Below are 22,389 nucleotides of genomic sequence, written 5' to 3' on the forward strand. Positions count from 1 at the left end.
TTTACATAATTACTGCCAGGAACTTCACAGTCTTGCCGTCCAGTGCCATCATGCCGTGAGGCTGGGCAGAATCAAAGTAAAGGCTGTCACCCGGATTCAAAATAAGTTCTTTTCCGTTAATATTAAGCAACATACGTCCTTCTATCACCAGGTTGAACTCTTGTCCTTCGTGTGAATTGAAATAAATAGGCGTATCTTCGGGCTTCGGCTCCACGGTAACGATGAACGGATCTACCTTACGTCCGCGGAATCCCGATGCCAATGATTCATATTTGTATGCTTTGGTACGTTCCACCGATACCCCTGTGCCACAACGAGTCAGGAAGTAAGCACTCATTTTAGGCTCTTCGCCAAACATCAGCACATCCAGTGCGATACCATATTTGCGGGCAATCTTCTGCAAAGCGCTGACCGATATATCTTTCTCACCGCTTTCCATACCCAAATACTCTTCCACTGTAAGTTGGCAACTTTCGGCCACTTCTTGTGAAGTCAGTTCCAAAACGTCTCTCAATCCCCGGAGACGTTCGGCTATTTGCTTTATCTGGTCACTCATAATCTTTAGATTTAGGGTTCAAAGATAATGAAGATTTAATTAATCCTAGCAAAGTTTCAAGAAGTTTCTATGAAAACTATCTGACAGACAACAAAACTGCACAATATCGTTCTATATGAGCAAGGACACAGGTTTAAGGAAGTGGTTGCCTTTCGGATAGTTTCAAATGAAAGTATTCGGGCAACAGGACTGCAAAAACATTCCCAACGTGTGAAAAAAGCCGGATAATGTAGTCCAACCATCATGCGCCACAAGGAACGGAAGCTGCGCTACCATAGAGCGTTGCAACCACGTTTTCTTCTGCACCGTAAGAATGGTAACAGTTTGGATTAACCCACAAGCCCGGAGCAGATACCTCCCTATATCCATGAAGAAACATAGAAAAAAATCCATGCTCCATAAAACTTATGATAAATGATAGCATGAATTATAAAAGAATCACTATTTTTGCCAAAGACACACAGAATGATATGAAGAGGTTCATCGGGCATACTATCCTAATACTATTGGCGGAAATATTTCTTTTCTGCCCGATAACGATGAGTCAAAACAATCCTTATAAAATAAACGACCAACTCTATTCCTATTACCAAAAGTGCAACAGCGCCATCAGGAAGCCCGAAGTATTGCTCATGGCGGATACACTCTTCCACATGGCAAAGAAAAAAGGAGACGTAAAAGCGCAATGCCTTGCCCTGAACCTGAAATCCGACCATTATTACTTTATCAACGATATCAATACATTGCTCATCGAGAAAGAAAAGGTAGCCGACTTTGCACGCAATACTCCTTATAAGCAATACATATTCGGAGCATGGAACCGCATTATCACTTACTATTTGAGAAACAGGGAATATGATTCCGCCATCCAAGAACTGAAAAAATATCAGGACGAAGCCATTCGTTTGGACAATCCTTACGGCATAGGGAAAAGCTACGTGCGCATGGGAGATGTGTATTACCAACAGCGCATGTTCCGGCTTGCCCTCCAACAATACAAACAGGCTGTGGATTACTACATACAGACCGGTAATGAAAAAGAGAACTTTTATTCGTATCGCTCCATAAGCTCATGCTATATAAATCTGCAGCGATACGAAGAAGCCGAGGAATATGCCCTAAGATGTTTAGATGCTTCCGTCACCCAATCTGCATTGATACAATCCAAACTACTCTTGTTTCAAGTGACATGCAGCAAAATGGATTCAAAAAAAGCCGACGAACTTCAAAAAGAATTAGCGCAGTACAGAGCTCAGGGAGTGATGAAAGGGACCATCCTTGAAAACTATTTCACTCTGAACGGTTATTATTATGCAGCATTGGGAAACCTTGACAAAGCCCTTGCATACAGTGATTCCATCAGTGACAAAGGATTGAGTCTTGCGGTCAGATACAAAGCATTTGAAATGGCAGGGGATTTCTATTCCGCCTTTGCCGAACTATACAAAAAATACCGCCTGCAAGACTCTATCAACCAAGCAAACAATGCGGAAGTAATGGCGGCATACAACGCCCGTTTCAATAACCAAAGGCTGGAATTGGAAAAGAACCGCCTGTCTCTCCAAAACACAGAAATGAAACTGGCACAAATGCAAAATCGGGAACAAATGATACTGATGGAAAAAGAACAGACACGCATGGAGCTGGAAAACCAGGACTTGCAACTGAAGCAACAACAAACAGCCATCGAACTGGAAAAAGCCGAAACACAAAAACAACAATTGGAAGTCATACACAAACAAGAACAGCTGCAACGCATCAAAATGGAGCAAGAGACCAATCAGCGCAAGATTTGGGTGGTGTTCTCCATCTTGATACTTATTTCCGGCTTCTCCAGCATATATGCTTTTACACGCCGGCAGCATGCCAGGCATTTAAAGATAGAAAAAGACGCTGCCGAAAAAGCACGGCGGCAAGCCGAAAAAGCGGACAAGCTGAAATCGGCTTTCCTACAGAACCTCAGTCATGAAATCCGTACGCCACTCAATGCCATCATCGGTTTTAATGATTTGCTGAACGATGCCGATGCAGAATTCAGCGAAGAAGAGCGGAGCGAATTACTCGGTCATCTGCACACCAATACCTATTTATTGCTCACATTGGTAAATGATGTACTCGACCTCAGCAAACTGGAAAGCGGCAACTATAGCATCTCGCTATCCAATGTCGTCTTGCCCGAACTATGCCAATCCACTTTAGCAGGCGTGGCACACAGAGTGGCCGAAGGCGTCAGACTGGAGCTGAAACAACCCGATACGGAAATCATCCTGAACACAGACGCGCAACGCCTGCAACAGATATTGACCAACCTGCTGGTCAATGCCTGCAAATACACTTCTCAAGGCAGTATCGTCTTGGCTTATGAGATAGCAGGCACCTCTATCATTTTCTCTGTCACCGATACCGGCTGCGGCATTGACAAGGAAAAAGGCGAATTGATTTTCCAACGTTTTGAGAAGCTGAACAGCATGAATCCCGGTTTCGGACTCGGTCTGAGTATTTGCCGGAGCCTCACTACCCTGTTGGGAGGTAAAATCTATCTGGACACACAATACACCGGAGGTGCAAGATTTGTTGTGGAACTCCCTTTACATCCCCCTGTATAACCGCTTTCTATTCTTTTCCATAAGCTCCGGCTCTGACCAAATGCCCCCCGGTGCAGTGTTTCATGAAATGGAAAAGCCACATTGGAATTACTGTTTATTTACAACACAAAAAACAAATGGAAAGAGAGATATTCTTCGTAACCTCCCTATATATTCATTAATCAGCACCACCGATTTATAAGTCACTGCCACTGATTTATAAATTACCGCTTCCGGTTTATAAATCAGTGGCAGAGATTTATGAATACAGCAAGAGCCGATTGTCTTTACATACTGAAATTCAATACTTAGAGAAAGGCTATGTCATTCTACGTTGCCGGCCTTTATCGCCTTAATAACGGCTGAAGTAAATCCGGCATGGTCTAATTCATTGATACCCTTGATAGTTATTCCTCCGGGAGTCGTTACCTTATCAATCTCCACCGAAGGATGGGTATCATTATTCAATATCAGTTCGGCAGCACCTTTTACCGACTGCGCCACCATCTTCTGAGCATCTTTCGGGCAAACCCCCATCTCAATGCCTGCCTGCATAGCTGCCTGTATATATTTCAACACGTATGCTATGCCGCAAGAAGTCAATGCAGTGGTAGCTCCCATCTGACTCTCGGGTATCAACATAGCCATTCCAAGCTCATTGAAAATATCCAGCATTAATTGCTCCTGCTCCTTGCTGGCATTGCGACTGGCTATCAAAGTCATGCTTTGGCGTTCGGAAATAGCTGTATTGGGAATCAGACGGAAAATAGTCTGTTCCGGACCTACACTATTCACCAACTGTTCAAAAGTCACACCCCCTGCGATAGAAACCAACACTTGCCGGGGCTCCAAACGAATTACGCTCAATATCTGGTCTATCAGCCATGGCTTTACAGCCAAAATCACAATATCGGCATCCTCTATCGCTTTCGGATTTTCCGTCGTTACACGAATCTCCGGATAGTCGGCCTGCAAGGTTTCCAGATTACCACTGAACGGATCGGCTACGGTTACATCACTTGCCGGAATAATTGTGCCTTGGGCAAGGCCGCGGGCAATGGCTCCTCCCATATTTCCCGCACCTATAATTGCTACTTTCATACGATTATAATGATTAAGTCTACAAACGCAAAGATAAAAGGAAAAAAAGAGAAGGACATATGATGAAGAGTTAAAAATAAAATTACTTCTAAAAAGCAGAAACAAAAAGAATGACTATCAGTATAAAAAAGTTGAAAGAAGTGTCCTTGCAGACGGAATCAAAAAACACAGAGCATTGGTGAATTTAGGGAGAGGAAACATATAAACTCCAGATTATAATCGGTTTGGCTTGACAGGGAAAAAGATTTTGTGGAGTATTTATTCGCACAAAGCCTGGGAATTCCAGGCTTTGTACTTAAATCAGCAGATAAACTGCAGGCAAGTATTGAAGTCTTTTATTTATTCATTGCCAATGGCTTTTAAAATAGCCTCTCCCCAATAATTTCCTAGGACCTCTGCGCCTTTCTTATTGGGATGCAAGTAAAATGTGCCGGCATTCCCTTCTTCGGGAGTAAAATGCGTTGAATAGTTTTCTTTAAAAAAGTCGAAAGCTTCTGTTGAACCGGGAAAAACTTGTTTCGGATGAGTGATGGAGTAATGTGCCATTAGTTTTTCTATCATAGGATAGTAACTTTTCAGGCGCTCCAAACCGGCTTTCAAGTACATAGCACCGTTGTACGTATTGGGGCTGTACCAGATGGGATATTGTACTACAATTTTGCTTTGTGGGTATAATGCCAACAATTCATCAATAATGGCTTTCATGTTTGTGTAATATTCTTCCGGTAATACCGGGACACCGAAAGCCATAGTGCAGGCACTGTCGTTGGTTCCCAGCGAAATGGAAAATAATAATTGCCCTTCCCGTTGCGCCAGTTCCGAAGCTGCTGTTTTTACATTGGGAAACTGTTGCCCGCTAATGGGAAGGAAATTGAGTGTTGTCATACCACTTACTCCGCAATTCCGAAAGGTTACTTTACCATTCAAATGTTTATCAAGGTATTGGCTGGCACGTATGGGTGCAGCCTCGGTTTTCGGATTTTTCAGTAAAGCTCCTTCTGTAATGCTATTGCCTATGTAAACAATATTAAGGTTTTGCGCATTCAGGATAGAGCAAAAGAATAGGAGGACGATGATAAGATAGTTTTTGTTCATGATTGTTGATTATAAAGTTATATATTGTTTATGTGTAATCGGCTTCCTGTGTATGTTTAGAACAATTGGGATTTGACAAAGGTATCAATTTATTTGGGATGACCAATGGCATACTTATGGAATTTTCTGAGACATGATGAGATTTCGGTGTGTCTGACATATTACCACATATTTTAGTATAGAGATATCAAACCGTCAACCGTAGGAGCAGGGCTTGCCTGCCCGAACCAACCGCATAAGCAACCGTAAGATTATCCATGAAATTAAAAAGAATATCTATGTTTTAGATAATAGTAAATTAGTTACTTTGCAAAATTTATAAAGTGTATTTGTCGAATTGGAAACTATCCGACAAATTATTGCCATAGAAAAGATATTATGCCCAACTCTAAAGTGGTATATCTGTCTGAAAACCTTTTTTTAAAATTAATATGATGAAAAACTTAAAAAGTATCATGTCAGTCCTATTGGCTTTATGGATTGTAGGCGTTATGCCGATATCTGCCCGTCCACGGGCAAAACGGGTTGTAATGATTGCTCTTGATGGCATTTCTGTTCCGGGATTTACTACTGCCCACACTCCTAATCTTGACAATTTATTAGCCCAAGGCGCCTTGTCATTAACGACTCGTGTAGTAATGCCTTCCGTGACTTTGCCCAATTGGACCAGTCATCTGACCGGCAGTGGTCCCGAGCAGCATGGAGTGGTTGATAATGGATGGCAAATAGATAAAAAAGGATTTCCTGCAGTGGAAATTGATAAAGAAGGATATTATCCCTCAGTATTTAAGGTAATGAAAGAAGAAATTCCGGAGTGTAAAACTGCTTTTTATTATAATTGGATCAATCTTTTTTATCCATATAACAAGAAATATTTAGATGAAGTGAGTTATTTGGAAAATGATGCTTATGTTCCCAATTATGAAAAGGCATTTGATTTTATAGTCCGGAATCAGGATTTGCCCACACTTGTCTTTTTATATTCAGTGCATACAGACCACGCCGGACATGCTCATAAATGGATGTCGGCGGAATATATCAAATCCATAGAAGAGGCGGATATACAAATAGGCGCGTTTATTGATAAAATGAAAAAAGAAGGTTTATATGAAGATACCTATTTTATGTTTCTGTCGGATCATGGAGGTATCGGGCATGGGCATGGAGGTTTCTCTGTTGATGAAATGATTGTGCCTTGGGGAATCACCGGTCCTGATATAAAAAAAGGGATAAAACTGGAGGAACCTAACAATACAGTAAATACGGCTGCCACCATCTTATATTTGTTTAAGGTAAAGAAGCCGCTTCCATGGGTGGGTGAAGTACCATTTTCAATTTTTAAGCGAGGTAAGAAATGATAAACCGGATGTTACCGAAAAGTGATTTTGAAATAGCATTGTGTGTTTACTTACCGGTCATAGAGAATGTTTCAATCACTTTTTAAACAGATAAACAGCCTATGTATTATAAGTGGCGGGGATTTTTGCTTGCTTTTTTGTTCCCTATTATTGTGTCGGCCAATACAGATGGACCTGTAAAATTGGGCGGTCGATTATTTATTGATGGAGGTCTTTTTACAAAGAATTCTTATTCAGCTCATGCCAAAGCTGAAATAACGGATGTCCGGTTAACCGGAAAAATTACTTTGCCCGATGAATGGTATACAAAAATAGATGTGGGCTTTGCCGGCAACAAAGTTTCGTTGAAAGATGCTTTTGTTCAGAAGAAATGGGGAAATAATAATTTTCGAATCGGTTATATGTTGGGGATGTGCTGTATAGAGCAGTCTGCCAGTACCAATGACTATGTCTTCATGACCGGTGCCAATGCTGCCGAAACTTTCTATTTGGGACGAAGGGTGGGAGTATCTTATACTTTTTCGCAGAATAAATATTATTGTTCGGCCGGAGTCTTTTGCGGAGATGGAGCGGAATATGATGATAAGGTACTACCCGGTTACAATGCAACCTTGCGTGGAGTGTTTCGTCCGTTAAATGAAGCCGGGAAATTGCTCCATCTGGGAGTAGGTGGTTTATTCCGCAGACCGGACAGAGAGAAAGAACAAAAAGACAGATTGGTAACTTTCAGCTCCAATGGTGTTACCGGCTTGTCTGTCCCTTCGGTATTGGACATAGAAATAAACAACGTAAAGCATACATTCCAATGGAATTTGGAGGCATTGTATCTATCCCGCCGCTTTTTTCTTCAAGGAGAATATTTAAACATGAATGTACAGCGTGCGCAGGCTGCCTGCTACCGGCCTTGGGGAGCATATATACAAGGAGGATTCTTGATAAAAGGAAATTTCTTTAATTATGATGAATGGGATGCTTTACCCTTGACTCCGAAAGAAAGTAAGTCTCTGTTATTGTCCGGCCGGATTAATGTTACCAATCTGAATGACGGACCGGTTAAAGGAGGAATGCAACAAGACATCACGGTGGGACTGAATTATTACATGAACAAGTTTCTGATATTGAAATTGAACGGTTCTGTAGTATGGACTAAAGACATGGAGGAGGTGAAAAGGTCTTTTGGCGTGTTACAGGCACGCTTGCAAGTACGTTTTTAATCTTCCTGTCAGGAAAATACTCCAAACCGTGTGAAAGAGAAAATGTAAAGGAGACGTATCAAATCATCAACAGCAAAGACAGGGGGGATACCTGCCCGAACCAACAGTCACAACCCTGGAAGTAATACACCGGGCAAACTGTTTTCGGGCGAGCAAGCCTCTCCCCTACCGACAAAAGAACAGCATTCTCCATGTCTTGATACGTCCCCTTTTCATTGCAAATCTGCTTAGATCAACATATCCGGTTATTAGGATTTACTCTGATCCCGGCAAGTTTTTTCTTTCGCTAATTATTATTCCAGCATATAGTGTTTATGGCAATATTTTACGAAAGCGAGCTAAAAATTCATCAGCCTCAGCCATGCTCAAACAAAGAGGAGGCAACAAGCGGATAACATTTGTGCCACTGACACCGGTGAATACTTTTTGTTCAAACAACAAACGCTGACGCAATTCCTTAATAGGTTCATCAAATTCCATACCAATCATCAGCCCTTCACCGCGGACTTCTTTTATTTGTGGAAGTTTCTTCAATTCGGCCAATAAGTGGGCACCGACCTTAGCGGCATTCTCCACCAGATTTTCCTGCTTCATCACATCCAGCACGGCAATGGCAGCGGAACAAGCCAAATGATTTCCCCCGAAAGTAGTACCGAGCTGTCCGTATACCGGCTTGAACTTCGGACTAATCAAGACACCTGCCATGGGGAAACCGTTACCGATTCCCTTTGCCATGGTTATCATATCGGGACGGATACCCGCATGCTGATGGGCAAAGAATTTACCGCTTCGTCCGTAACCCGACTGGATTTCATCCAGCACAAGCACTGCGTCTGCCGCTTCACATGCCTTGCTCAGGTTTTGCAAAAATTCAGCATCGGGTATCTGAATACCTCCAACCCCCTGAATTCCTTCAATAATCACAGCACACACATCGCCTTTTGCCAGCTCTGTTTTAACAGCTTCTATATCATTCAAAGGCAGATACGTCACATGACCGTTCGCATTAATCGGAGCAATAATCTTCGGATTATGAGTTGCTTCTACTGCCAATGAAGTACGTCCGTGAAATGCTTTGCTGAAAGAAAGCACCCGTTTCCGTCCGTTATAGAAAGAGGCGAGCTTCAAGGCGTTTTCGTTTGCTTCGGCCCCACTGTTGATGAGAAACAGCTGATAGTCATCGTATCCCGAAATCTCGCCTAATCGGTCTGCCACTTCCTGCTGTAACTTGTTAATCACCGAATTGGAATAGAAGCCCAACCGTGCCACCTGATTGCTTATCATCTCTACATAATGCGGATGTGCATGACCGATAGAAATGACAGCATGACCGCCATACAGGTCGAGGTATTCTGTACCTTTATCATCCCATACATGGCAACCTTTTCCTTTTACGATATTAATATCGAAAAGAGGATATACATCGAATAATTTCATAACTCTTCTTTTTTAGAAAGCAGCCGGCTTCAGTTTCAAGCCTACGGTTTCTTCCAGATTGAACATCAGGTTCATGTTATGGACAGCCTGACCGCTGGCACCTTTCAACAAGTTATCGATACAAGAGATTATCAACAGTTTATCGCCATGTTTCTCCAAATGAATCAAACACTTGTTGGTGTTCACCACCTGCTTTAAGTCTATGTTTTTATCTATGATATGAACAAAGGAATCCTCGGCATAGTAGTCCGTATACATCTTCACCAGCTCTTCCAGTTCTACTTTGCATTTCACAACCAATGTGGCAAAGATACCACGCGGAAAGTCTCCACGGTAAGGAATAAAATCTATTTCAGAATCAAAACTGTTCTGCAACTGCTTCAATGACTGTTTGATTTCGGGCACATGCTGGTGAGAAAACGGTTTATAGATGCTCATGTTATTGTTGCGCCAGCTGAAGTGGCTTGTCGCACCCGGTTTGACACCGGCACCGGTGCTTCCCGTAATAGCATTCACCATCACATCTTCGTTCAGCAACAAGTGTTTTGCCAGAGGTAATAACCCCAACTGGATACAAGTAGCAAAACACCCCGGGTTTGCCACATGCTTGCTATGACAGATGGCACGACGATTCAGCTCGGGCAAGCCATAAATAAAGTCGTGGTCATCACTCTTGATACGATAGTCCATACTGAGGTCGATGATTTTCAAATCCTCGGGCACATTATGACTATCCATAAACTTCTTCGTGTCACCATGGGCGGTACAGAAGAACAATACATCTATCTCGTCCAAAGGAAGCCGGTCGGTAAATACCAAATCGGTTTCACCGTAAAGCCCTTCATGTACGTCGGTAATCTTATTGCCGGCGTTGCTGCTACTGTTTATAAACTTTATCTCTACTTCGGGATGATTAATCAGCAGACGAATCAATTCGCCTGCCGTATAACCTGCCCCACCGATAATTCCTACTTTAATCATAATCAGATTTCTTCGTCCTTGTGGTTATTATAATAAACACGCAATGGTGTTGAAGTTACTTTGATAAAGCCTTTCGCATCTTCTGCCGTCCAGCCTTTCTGCATTTCACCATATTCACCAAACTTAGTCTTCACCAAATCGTCTTTAGATTCAACGCCTACCGTAGAGAACGAAAGCGGACGGAGCTCAAGGATAGCCGTACCGTTGACATTGCGCTGCGATTCCTGAAGCATAGCTTCGATATCGCGCATCACCGGTTCCAGATACTGGCTTTCATGCAAGAACATGCCATACCAGTTGGCAACCTGGTCTTTCCAGTATTGCTGCCATTTACTCAAAGTATATTTTTCAAGGAAACGGTGTGCACCGATAATCAGCATCGGGGCAGCAGCTTCGAAACCTACACGCCCTTTGATACCGATAATGGTATCTCCCACGTGCATATCGCGACCGATACCGTATGCAGCACCGATTTCTTCCACTTTTTGGATAGCCTTAATCGGATCGTCGAATTTTTCATCATTCACAGCTTTCAACTCACCTTTTTCAAAAGTAAGACGAAGTTGTTCGCTGCCTTCTTTAGTCACTTGTTTTAAGTATGCACTTTCGGGCAATCCCTGTGCAGAGTCCAAAATCTCACCGCCACAGATAGAAGTTCCCCAAAGACCTACATTATATGAATATTTCAACTTTGTGAAATCAGCTGCGAAACCATGTTCGTTCAAGTAATCGATTTCCTGCTGACGGCTCAACGCCATATCGCGGGTAAGGGTAATAATTTCTACCCCCGGAGCCAATACCAGGAAAGTCATATCAAAACGGATTTGGTCGTTACCCGCACCGGTTGAGCCGTGGGCGATAGCATCAGCACCTATTTCATTGGCATAACGGGCAATAGCCAATCCTTGGAAGATACGTTCCGAACTTACAGAAATAGGATAAGTTCCGTTGCGAAGAACATTACCGAATACCATGTATTTCAAGCTCTTTTCATAATACTCCCGAGTAACGTCCAAAGTTACATATTTCACCGCTCCCAGCTTATAAGCATTTTCTTCGTTCTGCTTCAGCTGTTCTTCACTGAAACCACCGGTGTTTGCACAAGCTGCATACACTTCATACCCTTTTTCCTTAGCCAGATACATTACAGTGAACGAAGTATCAAGACCGCCACTGAACGCAACTACTACTTTTTTCTTTTTTTCTTCCATAATAATATGTGTTTTTTCTATTATTTCTTCTTTAAATCGTGTCTTCCTCGTGTAAAGACGGATCGTAAAGCATCGCAGTACAAATACAGAACTTACGGTTTTTTGCCATCAATATATCATGATTGACACATCCTTCACAACCTTTCCAAAAAGCTTCATCGTCCGTCAACTCATTGAATGTAACAGGAACGTAGCCCAATTCCGTATTCATTTTCATTACAGCTGCACCACTTGTCAGACTGAAAATCTTAGCTTTCGGCCATCGTAAACGCGCCAATCGGAAAGACGCCGCCTTAATGCGTTTTGCCAATCCCAAGCCACGATAATCAGGATGAACAATCAACCCTGAAGTGGCCACATATTGCTTGTTTCCCCACGACTCAATATAAGTAAAGCCTGCAAACTCTTCGCCACATAAAGCGATAATCGCTTTTCCTTCTCTCATTTTAGTCGCCACGTATTCATGTGTGCGTTCTGCGATGCCCGTTCCGCGTACCTTAGCTGCTTCCCTGATGGTATCTAAAATTTTATCAACGTAAACTTCATGTGAGGCATCAGCCACCATCACATCAACTTGTTTAGCATCCATTTCTTATTCTATATTATTTTTATTGTATATTCGGTATAATGAGTGAAAGTGCGTTCTTCACCCCGGTCTCTGTGCAGCCTTCGCGCACCACAAGCATAATGGTATCATCTCCGGCAATAGTTCCCAGAATTTCATCAAATTCTTTACTATCAATATCATAAGCCAAACTGCTGGCATAACCGGGACGAGTTTTTATCACAGCCAGATTTGCCGAGAACTCAATGGAAATAAAGCCATTATGCATTAATAATTCGCCGGCCGAATGCTGTTCGGTCATACGCTTATACATTGTATTATTAGGTAATACGTATACATAGTTCCCATTCATGCTGGCAGCCTTTGCAACTTTCAATTGCTTCAAATCACGTGACAGTGTAGCCTGTGTCAGGCGGAACCCCTCTTTAGCCAATTCCTGTAACAGTTCTTCCTGACTTCCTATTTCCTTGCAGGAAATTATAATTTTGATGGCATCCAGTCTGCTATTCTTGCTCTTCATACTGCATAATTATTCTAATTCGATTGCAAAATTACGCATTGTTTGGGAATATAGATACAAAAAGCAGAATATTTTTGCGCATATATGCAAAAAAGTAGTGTTAAAGTTATATTTTAATCGAAAAAAGCCATACCCAATAAGGAAGTAAGACAGAAAAACAACTGCCTTTGTCTACTTTCGACGTAACTCAATCCTTTCGTGAAACTTTTCAATGAATATGCAGACCGGCAACATCATACGGATATGTAAAAGTCACAGAAGGTCCTTGTTTTGCCTGTTCGTCTACTTTATAATATCCTCCGAAATAATGAATAAAGTGAGCATTTATCTCATTACGAATCATAGCCGTTTTATTTTCAAAACGCTCCTTTGCCAATGGTGTATTAACAACCGTCACCAGTAAAAGCGATTTTTCTTCCACACGTTTTACTGTTATATCCGAATGATAAAATTCCGTGTCCACGGTAGAGACGGCTAAACTTTCAAACAAAGAAAGTAAACGTGCCTGATCTGTTCTGACCATCTGTTTCTCCAAATCGGTATGCAACTCTGCATGCACACAGTTCTGCCCGTTTTTATCAGCCTCCTCTATCACAGCGCGAAACAGACCGATAAAGTCACAACTGCCTTCCACATATTTTATTTTCCCCGATTCAAGGCGAGAAAGCTCAAGGATATTATTCACATAGTCCAATAACTGTGTAGCATTCTCCTGAACAATCTTATTATAAGCAGATTTACTTTCTTCATCCAAATTATCCGCATCAGCCAAAATTTCGGCAAAACCCACCACAGCATTCAAAGGAGTACGTATATCATGACTGATTTCAAGTTTCAACCGTTCTTTAGCCAAATTATCAGCATGCGAAAGCTCGGCAGCCTTTATCGCCTCCTTTTCTGCCAAAGCAATTCTCTTTGATAAGTAACCGGTATAAAGATAAAACAACAGCATCAAAACCAATAGTACACCCAAAATCATAATAGCCCGAAGATAGTTCAGGTTAGTAATCTTTTGCTTTTCCATCAGCAATTCATTGATTTGATAATTCTCTTTTACTTGTTCCAACTGACTGGTGGTTGTAGCTATACTCAAAGAATCCTGTTTATGCAGCAAAAACTTCAATGTATGGATGCCTTCGTTCCAGTCACCCTTATCACGCAATATCAAAGACTTATAAAAAATAAGAGTTTCGAATACATCTATATGTCCCCTTTCGACAAACGGAGCGACCTGGTCTATCAATGCGATTCCTTTATCATATTCCTGTGTCCGGGCATAATACTGCAATTCCATCAATTGTATATTCAGCCAATACACCGAATCCACTTCCGGAGTAAGCAAGTTTTTGGCTTTTTCAAGGAATTCAGCCGTTTTAGAATAATCCTTATGATGCATATAATAACGAACATACCTGGTTTGACAATCCACCATTACATCTCTCCAATTATTCACAGTCTTGGGCTCTTTAGACAACACTTCTTTCAACAAGCCCTCCATTTTCTCTAAATAAAACAAAACAGAATCTCTCTTCACTCTATCGGGGTCCTTAGAAGGCAAACCGGAAACAATATCAGCATATCTACTTGATAAACGAGAAAGAATATCAATGCGCAAACTCAATTTAGTCGTTTTCTTGCAAGCCCGATACCCTTTTAGAAGAGCTGCAAGTGCTTCATCCGAACGATTAAAAGCAGCATACGTACATCCCAAACTATTATAGGCAGCCACTATGCCATTATTACTTTTTCTCTCTTGTGCCTCTTTCAAAACTTCTTTTGCCACAAAAGCCGCCTTTTCATTCATTTTTTTAGAAGCCAGCACGCGACTGATAGCAGCCTTTTGTTCCAGATAATAATCATACTTGCCTATCTTGGAAGCAAGTTCCTGCAACTCATCCACCCAAAGGGTGATACTGTCCAAATCATGTTTTTTATCATAACAGACAGCCAGATAATAGGCGCCCAAATTCTCATAATAGATATTCCGCTGCTTACGTGCTTCTTCATAAAGGCACTTGGCAAAAAACACATTATAAGGAGGATTCTGATGCAAATATGCCGCGTCCAGCAACACAGACAAACGAGAAGTATCTGCTGGTAAATGTTCCACCTTCCTCATCAAACTGTCACGAAAAGCAATCGTATCATCCCCTTTCCATCCCCGGGAAAAGAGACATGAAAACGAAATCAGACAAGATACCAGTGTTATAATTTTCTTCATATTATGATACTCTGCTTATAATAGTGTCGATTTATACTTTAACGGATGAGTAAAACAAAAACGTGCCCCTCGGGTATAATCTCCGTCAATCCATATCTTACCACCTACGAACGTCACTATCAGCCGGCAGATAGAAAGTCCCAAACCGGTCCCCTGTACAAACTCATTCAATTTTTCAAAACGTTCGAAAATAAGTTTCTGCTTTTCCTTTGGAATGCCGCAACCTGTATCCGCCACCGAAAAGAGAGCTGTCCCGTCATTTGCCTTTTCGAGTTTAAGCACAACAGAACCTTCTTTAGTAAACTTAACAGCATTCACCAACAAATTTATCAACACCTGCCTCAGTCGCGAATCATCCGTTTCGAGCTTCAACGAAGCAAGAGCTGTCTCAAATTCCAACCTTACATTCAGTTTATAAGAGGCGCGTATGGTTTCTATTACTTCATTGCATATCTTTACCGCATCATGCTCCTTCATATTGAAGTGAATATTGTCTTCTTCAAAATCCGACAAATCAAGTATATCATTTATCAGTTTCAGCAGTTGATGCGAATTGACACGGATAATCTCACAAGCTTGCTTACGGGAGTCGTCATCCATGCCCATATCCTCTTCCGACGCCAACAAAGTGGAGAAACCCACAATAGCATTTAACGGCGTACGCACTTCATGGCTCATATTAGAAAGGAACATATTCTTTTTGCGAATGGCATTCTCTGCCTTCCGCCTCATCTCCTCCTGCTTTCTTTTTGATTCCTTCAATTTGAATATTTTCTTCCAACTCAGAAAAATAAGATAAAACAGCACCAAGACACAAACAGCAATTCCGGTCACATAATAGCGGTTGGACAGAGTACGCCGGTGTTCATTCATAAACTTCAGCCGATCTGCCTGAAAACGAGTGCAAAGCCGGTCAATCTCCTTAGGATAATTCTTATTAAATACAGACTTCACATAAGCATATACGTTAGCAAACTGTTTAAAAGCCTCCTGCTCTTTCCCCATCATAACATACAATTCTGCCTTATTACGCATTGCATCAATATACAATCCGCGATTGCTCTGCGGTGCCTTTCCTTTAAAGAAACGGTCGTAAACATCCAACGCCTTTTCATATTCTTCCTTACTCTCATAATAAGCCGCCTCGGTTATCAACAGATGCCGGATAATCCCCACCGGCAGCATCGGTTCTAACTTCCAAGCCTCCTTTAAGTAGTTGTCGGCTTCATCCGGCACCCCCGCCTGAATACAATAGTAAGCATTATAATTATAAAACAATGCCTGTTCCACCGGAGATAAATCTTCCGACAAATACTCATTTATGCGCTCTATATACAATTTAGCCTTCCCAATATTCTTCAAATGCAGAAGATTATCCACCAATTGCATCAGCAGTATTTTTGTAAGAATCTGATTATCCGAAGGATCTTTTAACTGCTTTAAAGCCTCTTCAAGTGATGTTCCCGCTTCCTCCAACCGGTTCATGTGACTATACACTTCACCAATTGCACTGAGCGACATTGCCATTCCGAATTTGTGGTTCATTGCCTGAGCTTTAGAGTACATCATATCACTTTGAGCAACGGCAATGCGACTCTCCCCCCTAAGAATATGCGAACGGATTACGACCCTCTTCAATTCAAAATATTCATCATATTTGCCTATAGAATCCAATACAGTAGTCAGACTGTCCCCAAAAAGAGCGATACTATCATTCCTCTCTGTATGAATAAAGCCGGCATTTTGCCTGAATGAATGGATATATTTTTGTTGCAATTCATAAGATTGGGGCTGCCGTTGTTCAGCATCCCACGCTCTTGCCGGATTAACATTTATCAAGCATAATAAAGAGAGAACAATAAGATGTCCGACTATTTTTTTCATTCTTAATTAAACCTTCATACATTTTTCATTTAGCGAAGGTATTGATATTCTGTCATTTCACCAAAGAAGTTACCAGAAAAGTAAGAATAATATGTTTTAGGGCATTTACCACGCATTCGAACAGTTATTATATCAAAAAAAGAGGAACAGTTTAAAAGAATGAGTTATTTTTGCAGTATCATTAATTCCTTAAATTATCAATTGCAGAAACATGGAACACACTTATTTCTTTGCAGTAGACCTGGGAGCCACCAGCGGACGAACCATTTTAGGTTGCCTGGGAGACGGCAAATTAGAGTTGAAAGAGGTTACCCGCTTTCCCAATCATATAATAGAGGCCTGCGGTCATTGTTACTGGGACATTTATGCCCTTTACCGCGAAATCATCAACGGACTCAAAACAATAGCCAAAGACAACATTCCCATCCGTTCCATCGGTATCGACACATGGGGGGTGGATTTCGCACTTATCGGTAAGGATGGCGAACTGCTCCGCAATCCCTATTGCTATCGTGACCCACATACAGTAGGAGCACCCGAAGAATACTTCACGCACATTCCTCGCGAAAGAGTATATGATATTACCGGCATTCAGATAATGAATTTCAATTCATTATTCCAGTTATCGACACTACACCGCAATCATTGCACCGCATTGGAAGCAGCAGACAAAATTCTCTTTATGCCCGATGCATTGGGCTATATGCTCACCGGAAAAATGGTCACCGAATATACAATTGCCTCTACTTCACAAATACTGAACCCGCGCACCAAACGTTTTGAAAAAGAACTGCTGGACGTAGTGGGAGTCAGAGAAGAACAATTCGGCCGGTTTGTCTTCCCCGGAGAGCAAATCGGAGTACTGACAGAAGAGGTACAGAAACTGACCGGTCTGGGAGCTGTTCCCGTCATCTCGGTAGCCGGACACGACACCGCCTCGGCTGTGGCAGCAGTACCGGCTCAGAACGAGAATTTCGCCTATCTAAGCTCAGGCACATGGAGCCTGATGGGTATCGAAGTAAAAGATGCCATTATCAACAAAGAAAGCTACGAACAGAACTTCACCAATGAAGGAGGAGTGGAAGGTACTACCCGGTTCCTGAAAAACATCTGCGGTATGTGGTTGCTCGAACGATGCCGCAAGGAATGGGAAACAACCAACAACAGTTATTCTTATACCGAATTGATTGACGCTGCTTTGGCAGCACCCGCTTTCCGCAGTCTTATCAATCCCGATGCCCCATGTTTCCAAAATCCGGCATCCATGATCAAGGCTATCGCCGGATATTGCAAACAGACCGGTCAACCTGTCCCCGAAACATACGGAGAAATAACCCGTTGCATCTTTGATAGTTTATCCATGCGCTACAAACAGATATTCAGTGTGCTGCAAAAGATTGCGCCATTCCCTATCGAAAAATTACACATAATCGGCGGAGGCTCACGCAATAACCTACTCAGCCAATTCACCTGCAATGCAGTGGGTGTTCCTGTCATGGCAGGACCGAGTGAGGGAACAGCAATCGGCAATATCATGCTGCAGGCAAAAGCAAACGGACTGGTAAACGACATTGCCGCCATGCGCCGTCTCATCAGTACCTCTGTAGAGACCGTCTCCTTCGAGCCGCAGAATACAACCCAATGGGAAGAAGCTTATCATAAATATCTTGCCTGTTACAGAGAGGATATTTAATATTTGCTATATTTGTAAATTACAGAACAATCAAATCAAAAAGAAATATGAAATCAATTTTAGACAATCGCCCCGAGCTGGCACATGAAGTAAATAAAGTAGCAGAAGTTGCCGGTTATTTATGGCAAAAAGGATGGGCAGAACGCAACGGAGGAAATATCACCGTTAACATCACAGAATACGCAGACGACGAAATCCGCAATATGCCTGCCATCAGTGAAGTAAAACAAATCGGCGTTACACTGCCTCATCTGAAAGGATGCTATTTCTATTGCAAAGGAACCAACATGCGTATGCGTGATTTAGCTCGCCGCCCCATGGACAACGGTTCTGTTATCCGCATTCTGGATGACTGCGCAAGCTACGTTATTATAGCCGACAAACCGGTTCAGCCCACCTCTGAAGTTCCTTCTCATCTGAGCGTGCATAATTACCTCATCAGTAAAGGTTCTCCTTATAAAGCATCCGTACATACGCATCCCATCGAACTGATTGCCTTGTCGCACAACAAGAAATTCATGGAAAAAGATGTAGCCACTAACCTGCTGTGGAGTATGATTCCCGAAACAAAAGCATTCTGTCCGCGCGGCCTAGGCATGATTCCTTATGCGCTTCCCAGCTCAGTAGAACTGGCAGAAGCCACTATCAAGGAACTGGCAGACTATGATGTCGTCATGTGGGAAAAGCATGGCATCTTTGCTGTGGACCGCGATGTAATGGCAGCCTTCGACCAAATTGATGTATTGAATAAATCAGCATTGATTTATATCGCGGCAAAGAACATGGGCTTTGAACCCGACGGCATGAGCCAGGAACAAATGAAAGAAATGTCTGTCGCTTTCAATTTACCTAAATAAGAATAAGAAGAAAGGGTATCAAAACGTTGATAACGCTGCTATTGTCACCTGTAGGGACGAGATATGCTTGTCCCCTACAGGTGATAATCTAACAGACTATACAACATCAATCCTGAGATTCCCTATTCAGTTTCTCAAACATTTTGTCGAATTCTTCTTCATCATAATTCAATTCACTGAAATCAAAATCACCAAAAGGCACCTCTGCTGCATCCACTTCTCCATCAGTCACTCCTTCTATACTGTAAGTAAAATCAGTGCCGATTGCCTCCATTATAATAGGTATATAAAGTTCAGCTTCCTCATCTGTATCGGCACGCAGGTAATGTTTACCATTTCTGCCAAATTCAGCAAACGGTATCTCCTCCTTCTTTTCATCCAGAATATATTTCGTGATATCGAAAGAATCCTCAGAATCTATTCCTACAGCTTCGGCAAAATCGATAGCACCATACACCAACTTATGGGCATCGGCATACGCTGCTTTTTTCAAGTCCTCATCCATATCGATACGTTTCACCATCATTTCATAATCGTCATGATTCATATTGAAGAAATATTCGGAATGAAGCAAACCTTTACAATAAATATCCACCAAATAAACTCCCATCGTAAAGTGTCCTTGCGGATGTTGACGAGTGACAATAACTGTCTTTTCCCCCATATAATCCCATTTCGTTCCTATATAGCACTCTACTATCGGCAACTGTCTTGCTTTCTCCTTAATATATGCTTCCGGGGATAGCAGCTTTTGTTTTTGAGCTTTATTCTTTATCATAATTTTCGATATTGATTTCGTACTATGGCTGAGTATCCATTTCTGAAAAGTCAAAACCTGCTACCCTACCTTCACATGTATTAGACTTTTTAGAGACTCCAGTCCTTTAATGGCTGTAAAGATAGAAAAATATATTCCATAAATAAGACATATCCGAAGAATATTTACTACAATAAAAATAAGCGGAACAAAATAAGAGCATAGGCGGTATCCTTTCTTCTGCTACCTCTTTTCCCGTTTAATCCGCTTCATCACTGCAAATCGTAAATTATCAACAGGCACAGCACCAAACGATAAATTACACCTTTGCAAAAATAAATATAGGTATTATAAGGCAAAAAAGCTATCTTTGCCATGATATAAAAATAACCTGATGGTACCACCGCCGGAAGAAAGTAGAAAAAAGATGAAGAAATATACACTGAACATAACCGCAGCCATGCTTTTTGCTTTGGTCACAATCTCACCTGCCCTTGTGGGCAGCAGTTGCGTTGCTCCGAAAGGAGAACAGGAAGACACAGCAAGTACAGCCATAAAAAAAGATTTAGGTATCACCGCACTGAAATACAGCAGTCCCGAAGTGCCGGCCAGTGTCATTTTCTGTGGAAAAACGATAGACCTCAGCCGATACGACCGTCATGAGCGTATGGATCGCGAACTGCTGGCATTTACCTATATGCACAGCACATCCCTGCAAATGATAAAGAAAGCCAACCGCTATTTCCCTATCGTAGAGCCCATACTGAAGGAAAACGGAATCCCGGATGACTTTAAATATCTGATGGTAATAGAAAGCAACCTCAACCCCATCGCACGCTCCTCTGCCGGAGCCGCCGGACTGTGGCAGTTCATGCAAGGGACCGGACGAGACTACGGACTGGAAGTCAATTCCAACATAGATGAACGCTATCATGTGGAAAAAGCAACCCGTGCTGCCTGCCGCTATCTGAAAGATGCTTATGCCAAATACAAAGACTGGGTGGCAGTGGCCGCCTCTTATAATGCCGGACAGGCAAGAATTGCCAGCCAACTGGCAAAACAAGATGTAGATGATTCACTGGATTTGCAATTGGTGGAAGAAACCGCACGCTATGTATATCGTATCCTCGCTGCCAAAATTATGTTCTCCGACCCGACTGCTTTTGGTTTCCGGCTGAGAGCATCTGATTTATACCCTGCCATCCCTTATACCGAAATAACCGTAACAGAAGGAATAGCAAACCTTGCCCGCTTTGCCCGCAGCAAAGGAATCACATTGGCCATCCTGAAGAATATGAACCCGTGGTTGAGGGAAACCAGCTTAGCCAATCATAGCAAAAGGACTTATAAGCTGAAAATACCCACCAAAGAGGGCATGTATTACAACCCCCAAATGGTTGTCCCGCATGATAAAAGATGGGTAGTGGAATGACAGTTTCTTTTATTCCAACTTCCCTCCGCAATATTTGCAATAGGCTGTTCCCTCTTCGTGTCCGTCTCTTCCACAGTGCGGACATTTCAGGACTTGCCTGCGTCTGTGTTCTTTCATCATTGATGCAGATACAATCCCTGTGGGAACAGCAATGATGGTATAGCCTATCAGCATCACCACTGCCGAAAGGAAACGCCCTAAAGGGGTTTCGGGAGTGATATCGCCATAACCGACAGTGGTCATGGTAACTATCGCCCAATAAATACTATTGGGAATATTGTCGAAAGCCGTGCCGGGACGCTGTCCTTCAATCATGTACATCAATGTTCCGATAGAGATGACCAATATCAGCACAAAGAGGAAAAAAACAATAATCTTGCGGCTGCTATAGGTCAGTGAATGCAACAACAAGTTTCCTTCGTCCAGAAAGTTAAACAGTTTAAAGATGCGAAACACCCGAATCAGCCGGAAAGTACGGATTACCAGCAAATACCGCGCCGTGCCGAAGAACCAGCCTATATAAAGAGGCAAAGTCGCCAGCAAGTCAATAATACCGAAAAAACTTAAAGCATACTTGCGCGGCCGGGGAGAACAATAAAGCCTTAACAGATATTCCACGGTAAAGAAGAAAGTAAAGACATATTCCGAAAACCGCAAATAAGGCCCGATCACTGCTGACCAACCTTGAATACTTTCGGCAATCACCACCAGAATACTAAGCACGATAAACCCGATAAGCGCCACATCAAACCATTTCCCTGCCGGAGTATCGCTCTCAAAGATGACTACATAAATTTTATGCTTCCATTTGTCATCGTGCAGCAAATGCTGCCATTTTCCCCATATACCTTTCAAAAATGCCATTATATTTAAGAATAAGTTATAAAATAAGTACAATTATAACAAATATTGCCCGGTCTAT

19 protein-coding genes are annotated in these 22,389 nt (G+C 42.2%); 6 read left to right on the forward strand and 13 right to left on the reverse strand.

The features are described from left to right. Position 1 precedes the first annotated feature (1 nt). Both HMPREF1534_RS06990 and HMPREF1534_RS20380 read right to left on the reverse strand, forming a co-directional pair. Positions 2–556 (reverse strand): helix-turn-helix domain-containing protein, encoded by a 555-nt coding sequence (locus tag HMPREF1534_RS06990; protein WP_005941541.1) that lies wholly within the window; start codon positions 554–556, stop codon positions 2–4. A 162-nt stretch (positions 557–718) separates the two neighbouring features. Continuing rightward, entirely contained in the window at positions 719–949 is a 231-nt protein-coding gene (locus tag HMPREF1534_RS20380) for a hypothetical protein (protein ID WP_005941543.1), read from the reverse strand. A gap of 14 nt (positions 950–963) precedes the next feature. Between HMPREF1534_RS20380 and HMPREF1534_RS06985 the strand changes: the two genes are divergently transcribed. Then, positions 964–3,162 (forward strand): ATP-binding protein, encoded by a 2,199-nt coding sequence (locus tag HMPREF1534_RS06985; RefSeq protein ID WP_005941546.1) that lies wholly within the window; start codon positions 964–966, stop codon positions 3,160–3,162. Between the two features lie 303 nt (positions 3,163–3,465). Here the strand turns inward: HMPREF1534_RS06985 and proC are convergent, their stop codons facing one another. Together proC and HMPREF1534_RS06975 are read right to left on the reverse strand one after the other, a co-directional pair. Continuing rightward, positions 3,466–4,242 carry a pyrroline-5-carboxylate reductase gene (proC, locus tag HMPREF1534_RS06980; protein ID WP_005941548.1) on the reverse strand — a complete coding sequence of 259 codons (777 nt, stop codon included), beginning with the start codon at positions 4,240–4,242 and terminating at the stop codon, positions 3,466–3,468. Between the two features lie 339 nt (positions 4,243–4,581). Continuing rightward, complete coding sequence (locus tag HMPREF1534_RS06975; RefSeq protein ID WP_005941551.1) at positions 4,582–5,337, reverse strand: GDSL-type esterase/lipase family protein; 756 nt, start codon at positions 5,335–5,337, stop codon at positions 4,582–4,584. 455 nt (positions 5,338–5,792) lie between these two features. Between HMPREF1534_RS06975 and HMPREF1534_RS06970 the strand changes: the two genes are divergently transcribed. Together HMPREF1534_RS06970 and HMPREF1534_RS06965 are read left to right on the forward strand one after the other, a co-directional pair. Beyond that, complete coding sequence (locus tag HMPREF1534_RS06970; RefSeq protein ID WP_005941555.1) at positions 5,793–6,695, forward strand: alkaline phosphatase family protein; 903 nt, start codon at positions 5,793–5,795, stop codon at positions 6,693–6,695. 101 nt (positions 6,696–6,796) lie between these two features. Beyond that, on the forward strand, positions 6,797–7,909 hold the full coding sequence (locus HMPREF1534_RS06965; protein ID WP_005941558.1) for a porin: 1,113 nt from the start codon (positions 6,797–6,799) through the stop codon (positions 7,907–7,909). Between the two features lie 312 nt (positions 7,910–8,221). Here the strand turns inward: HMPREF1534_RS06965 and HMPREF1534_RS06960 are convergent, their stop codons facing one another. The 7 genes from HMPREF1534_RS06960 to HMPREF1534_RS06930 form a co-directional block, all read right to left on the reverse strand. Next, positions 8,222–9,346, reverse strand: coding sequence for an aspartate aminotransferase family protein (locus HMPREF1534_RS06960; RefSeq protein WP_005941561.1), 1,125 nt, complete (start codon positions 9,344–9,346; stop codon positions 8,222–8,224). A gap of 12 nt (positions 9,347–9,358) precedes the next feature. Continuing rightward, the gene (gene argC, locus HMPREF1534_RS06955; protein WP_005941564.1) at positions 9,359–10,327 is read right to left on the reverse strand and encodes an N-acetyl-gamma-glutamyl-phosphate reductase; all 969 of its coding nucleotides are present in this window, start codon (positions 10,325–10,327) and stop codon (positions 9,359–9,361) included. Positions 10,328–10,329: 2 nt separating this feature from the next. Beyond that, positions 10,330–11,538 carry an argininosuccinate synthase gene (locus HMPREF1534_RS06950; protein ID WP_005941568.1) on the reverse strand — a complete coding sequence of 403 codons (1,209 nt, stop codon included), beginning with the start codon at positions 11,536–11,538 and terminating at the stop codon, positions 10,330–10,332. Between the two features lie 31 nt (positions 11,539–11,569). Next, entirely contained in the window at positions 11,570–12,127 is a 558-nt protein-coding gene (locus tag HMPREF1534_RS06945) for a GNAT family N-acetyltransferase (RefSeq protein ID WP_005941571.1), read from the reverse strand. Between the two features lie 19 nt (positions 12,128–12,146). Then, positions 12,147–12,623 carry an arginine repressor gene (argR, locus tag HMPREF1534_RS06940; RefSeq protein ID WP_005941574.1) on the reverse strand — a complete coding sequence of 159 codons (477 nt, stop codon included), beginning with the start codon at positions 12,621–12,623 and terminating at the stop codon, positions 12,147–12,149. Positions 12,624–12,831: 208 nt separating this feature from the next. Next, a complete protein-coding gene (locus tag HMPREF1534_RS06935; RefSeq protein ID WP_005941577.1) occupies positions 12,832–14,844 on the reverse strand; it encodes a sensor histidine kinase in 2,013 nt (670 codons plus the stop codon). 15 nt (positions 14,845–14,859) lie between these two features. Then, on the reverse strand, positions 14,860–16,728 hold the full coding sequence (locus HMPREF1534_RS06930) for a tetratricopeptide repeat-containing sensor histidine kinase (protein WP_005941581.1): 1,869 nt from the start codon (positions 16,726–16,728) through the stop codon (positions 14,860–14,862). A gap of 211 nt (positions 16,729–16,939) precedes the next feature. Here HMPREF1534_RS06930 and HMPREF1534_RS06925 point away from each other — a divergent pair, with 211 nt between their 5' ends. After that, the gene (locus tag HMPREF1534_RS06925) at positions 16,940–18,421 is read left to right on the forward strand and encodes a rhamnulokinase (RefSeq protein ID WP_005941584.1); all 1,482 of its coding nucleotides are present in this window, start codon (positions 16,940–16,942) and stop codon (positions 18,419–18,421) included. A gap of 47 nt (positions 18,422–18,468) precedes the next feature. Then, entirely contained in the window at positions 18,469–19,278 is an 810-nt protein-coding gene (rhaD, locus tag HMPREF1534_RS06920; RefSeq protein ID WP_005941587.1) for a rhamnulose-1-phosphate aldolase, read from the forward strand. 106 nt (positions 19,279–19,384) lie between these two features. Here the strand turns inward: rhaD and HMPREF1534_RS06915 are convergent, their stop codons facing one another. Beyond that, entirely contained in the window at positions 19,385–20,056 is a 672-nt protein-coding gene (locus HMPREF1534_RS06915; RefSeq protein ID WP_005941590.1) for a hypothetical protein, read from the reverse strand. A gap of 406 nt (positions 20,057–20,462) precedes the next feature. Between HMPREF1534_RS06915 and HMPREF1534_RS06910 the strand changes: the two genes are divergently transcribed. Further along, the gene (locus HMPREF1534_RS06910) at positions 20,463–21,467 is read left to right on the forward strand and encodes a lytic transglycosylase domain-containing protein (protein ID WP_025066891.1); all 1,005 of its coding nucleotides are present in this window, start codon (positions 20,463–20,465) and stop codon (positions 21,465–21,467) included. A gap of 9 nt (positions 21,468–21,476) precedes the next feature. On the opposite strand, the gene HMPREF1534_RS06905 is transcribed toward HMPREF1534_RS06910, so the two are convergent. Then, positions 21,477–22,331 (reverse strand): ion transporter, encoded by an 855-nt coding sequence (locus tag HMPREF1534_RS06905; protein WP_005941595.1) that lies wholly within the window; start codon positions 22,329–22,331, stop codon positions 21,477–21,479. Positions 22,332–22,389 lie beyond the last annotated feature (58 nt).

The organism is Phocaeicola massiliensis B84634 = Timone 84634 = DSM 17679 = JCM 13223, assembly GCF_000382445.1.
Lineage (GTDB): Bacteria > Bacteroidota > Bacteroidia > Bacteroidales > Bacteroidaceae > Phocaeicola > Phocaeicola massiliensis.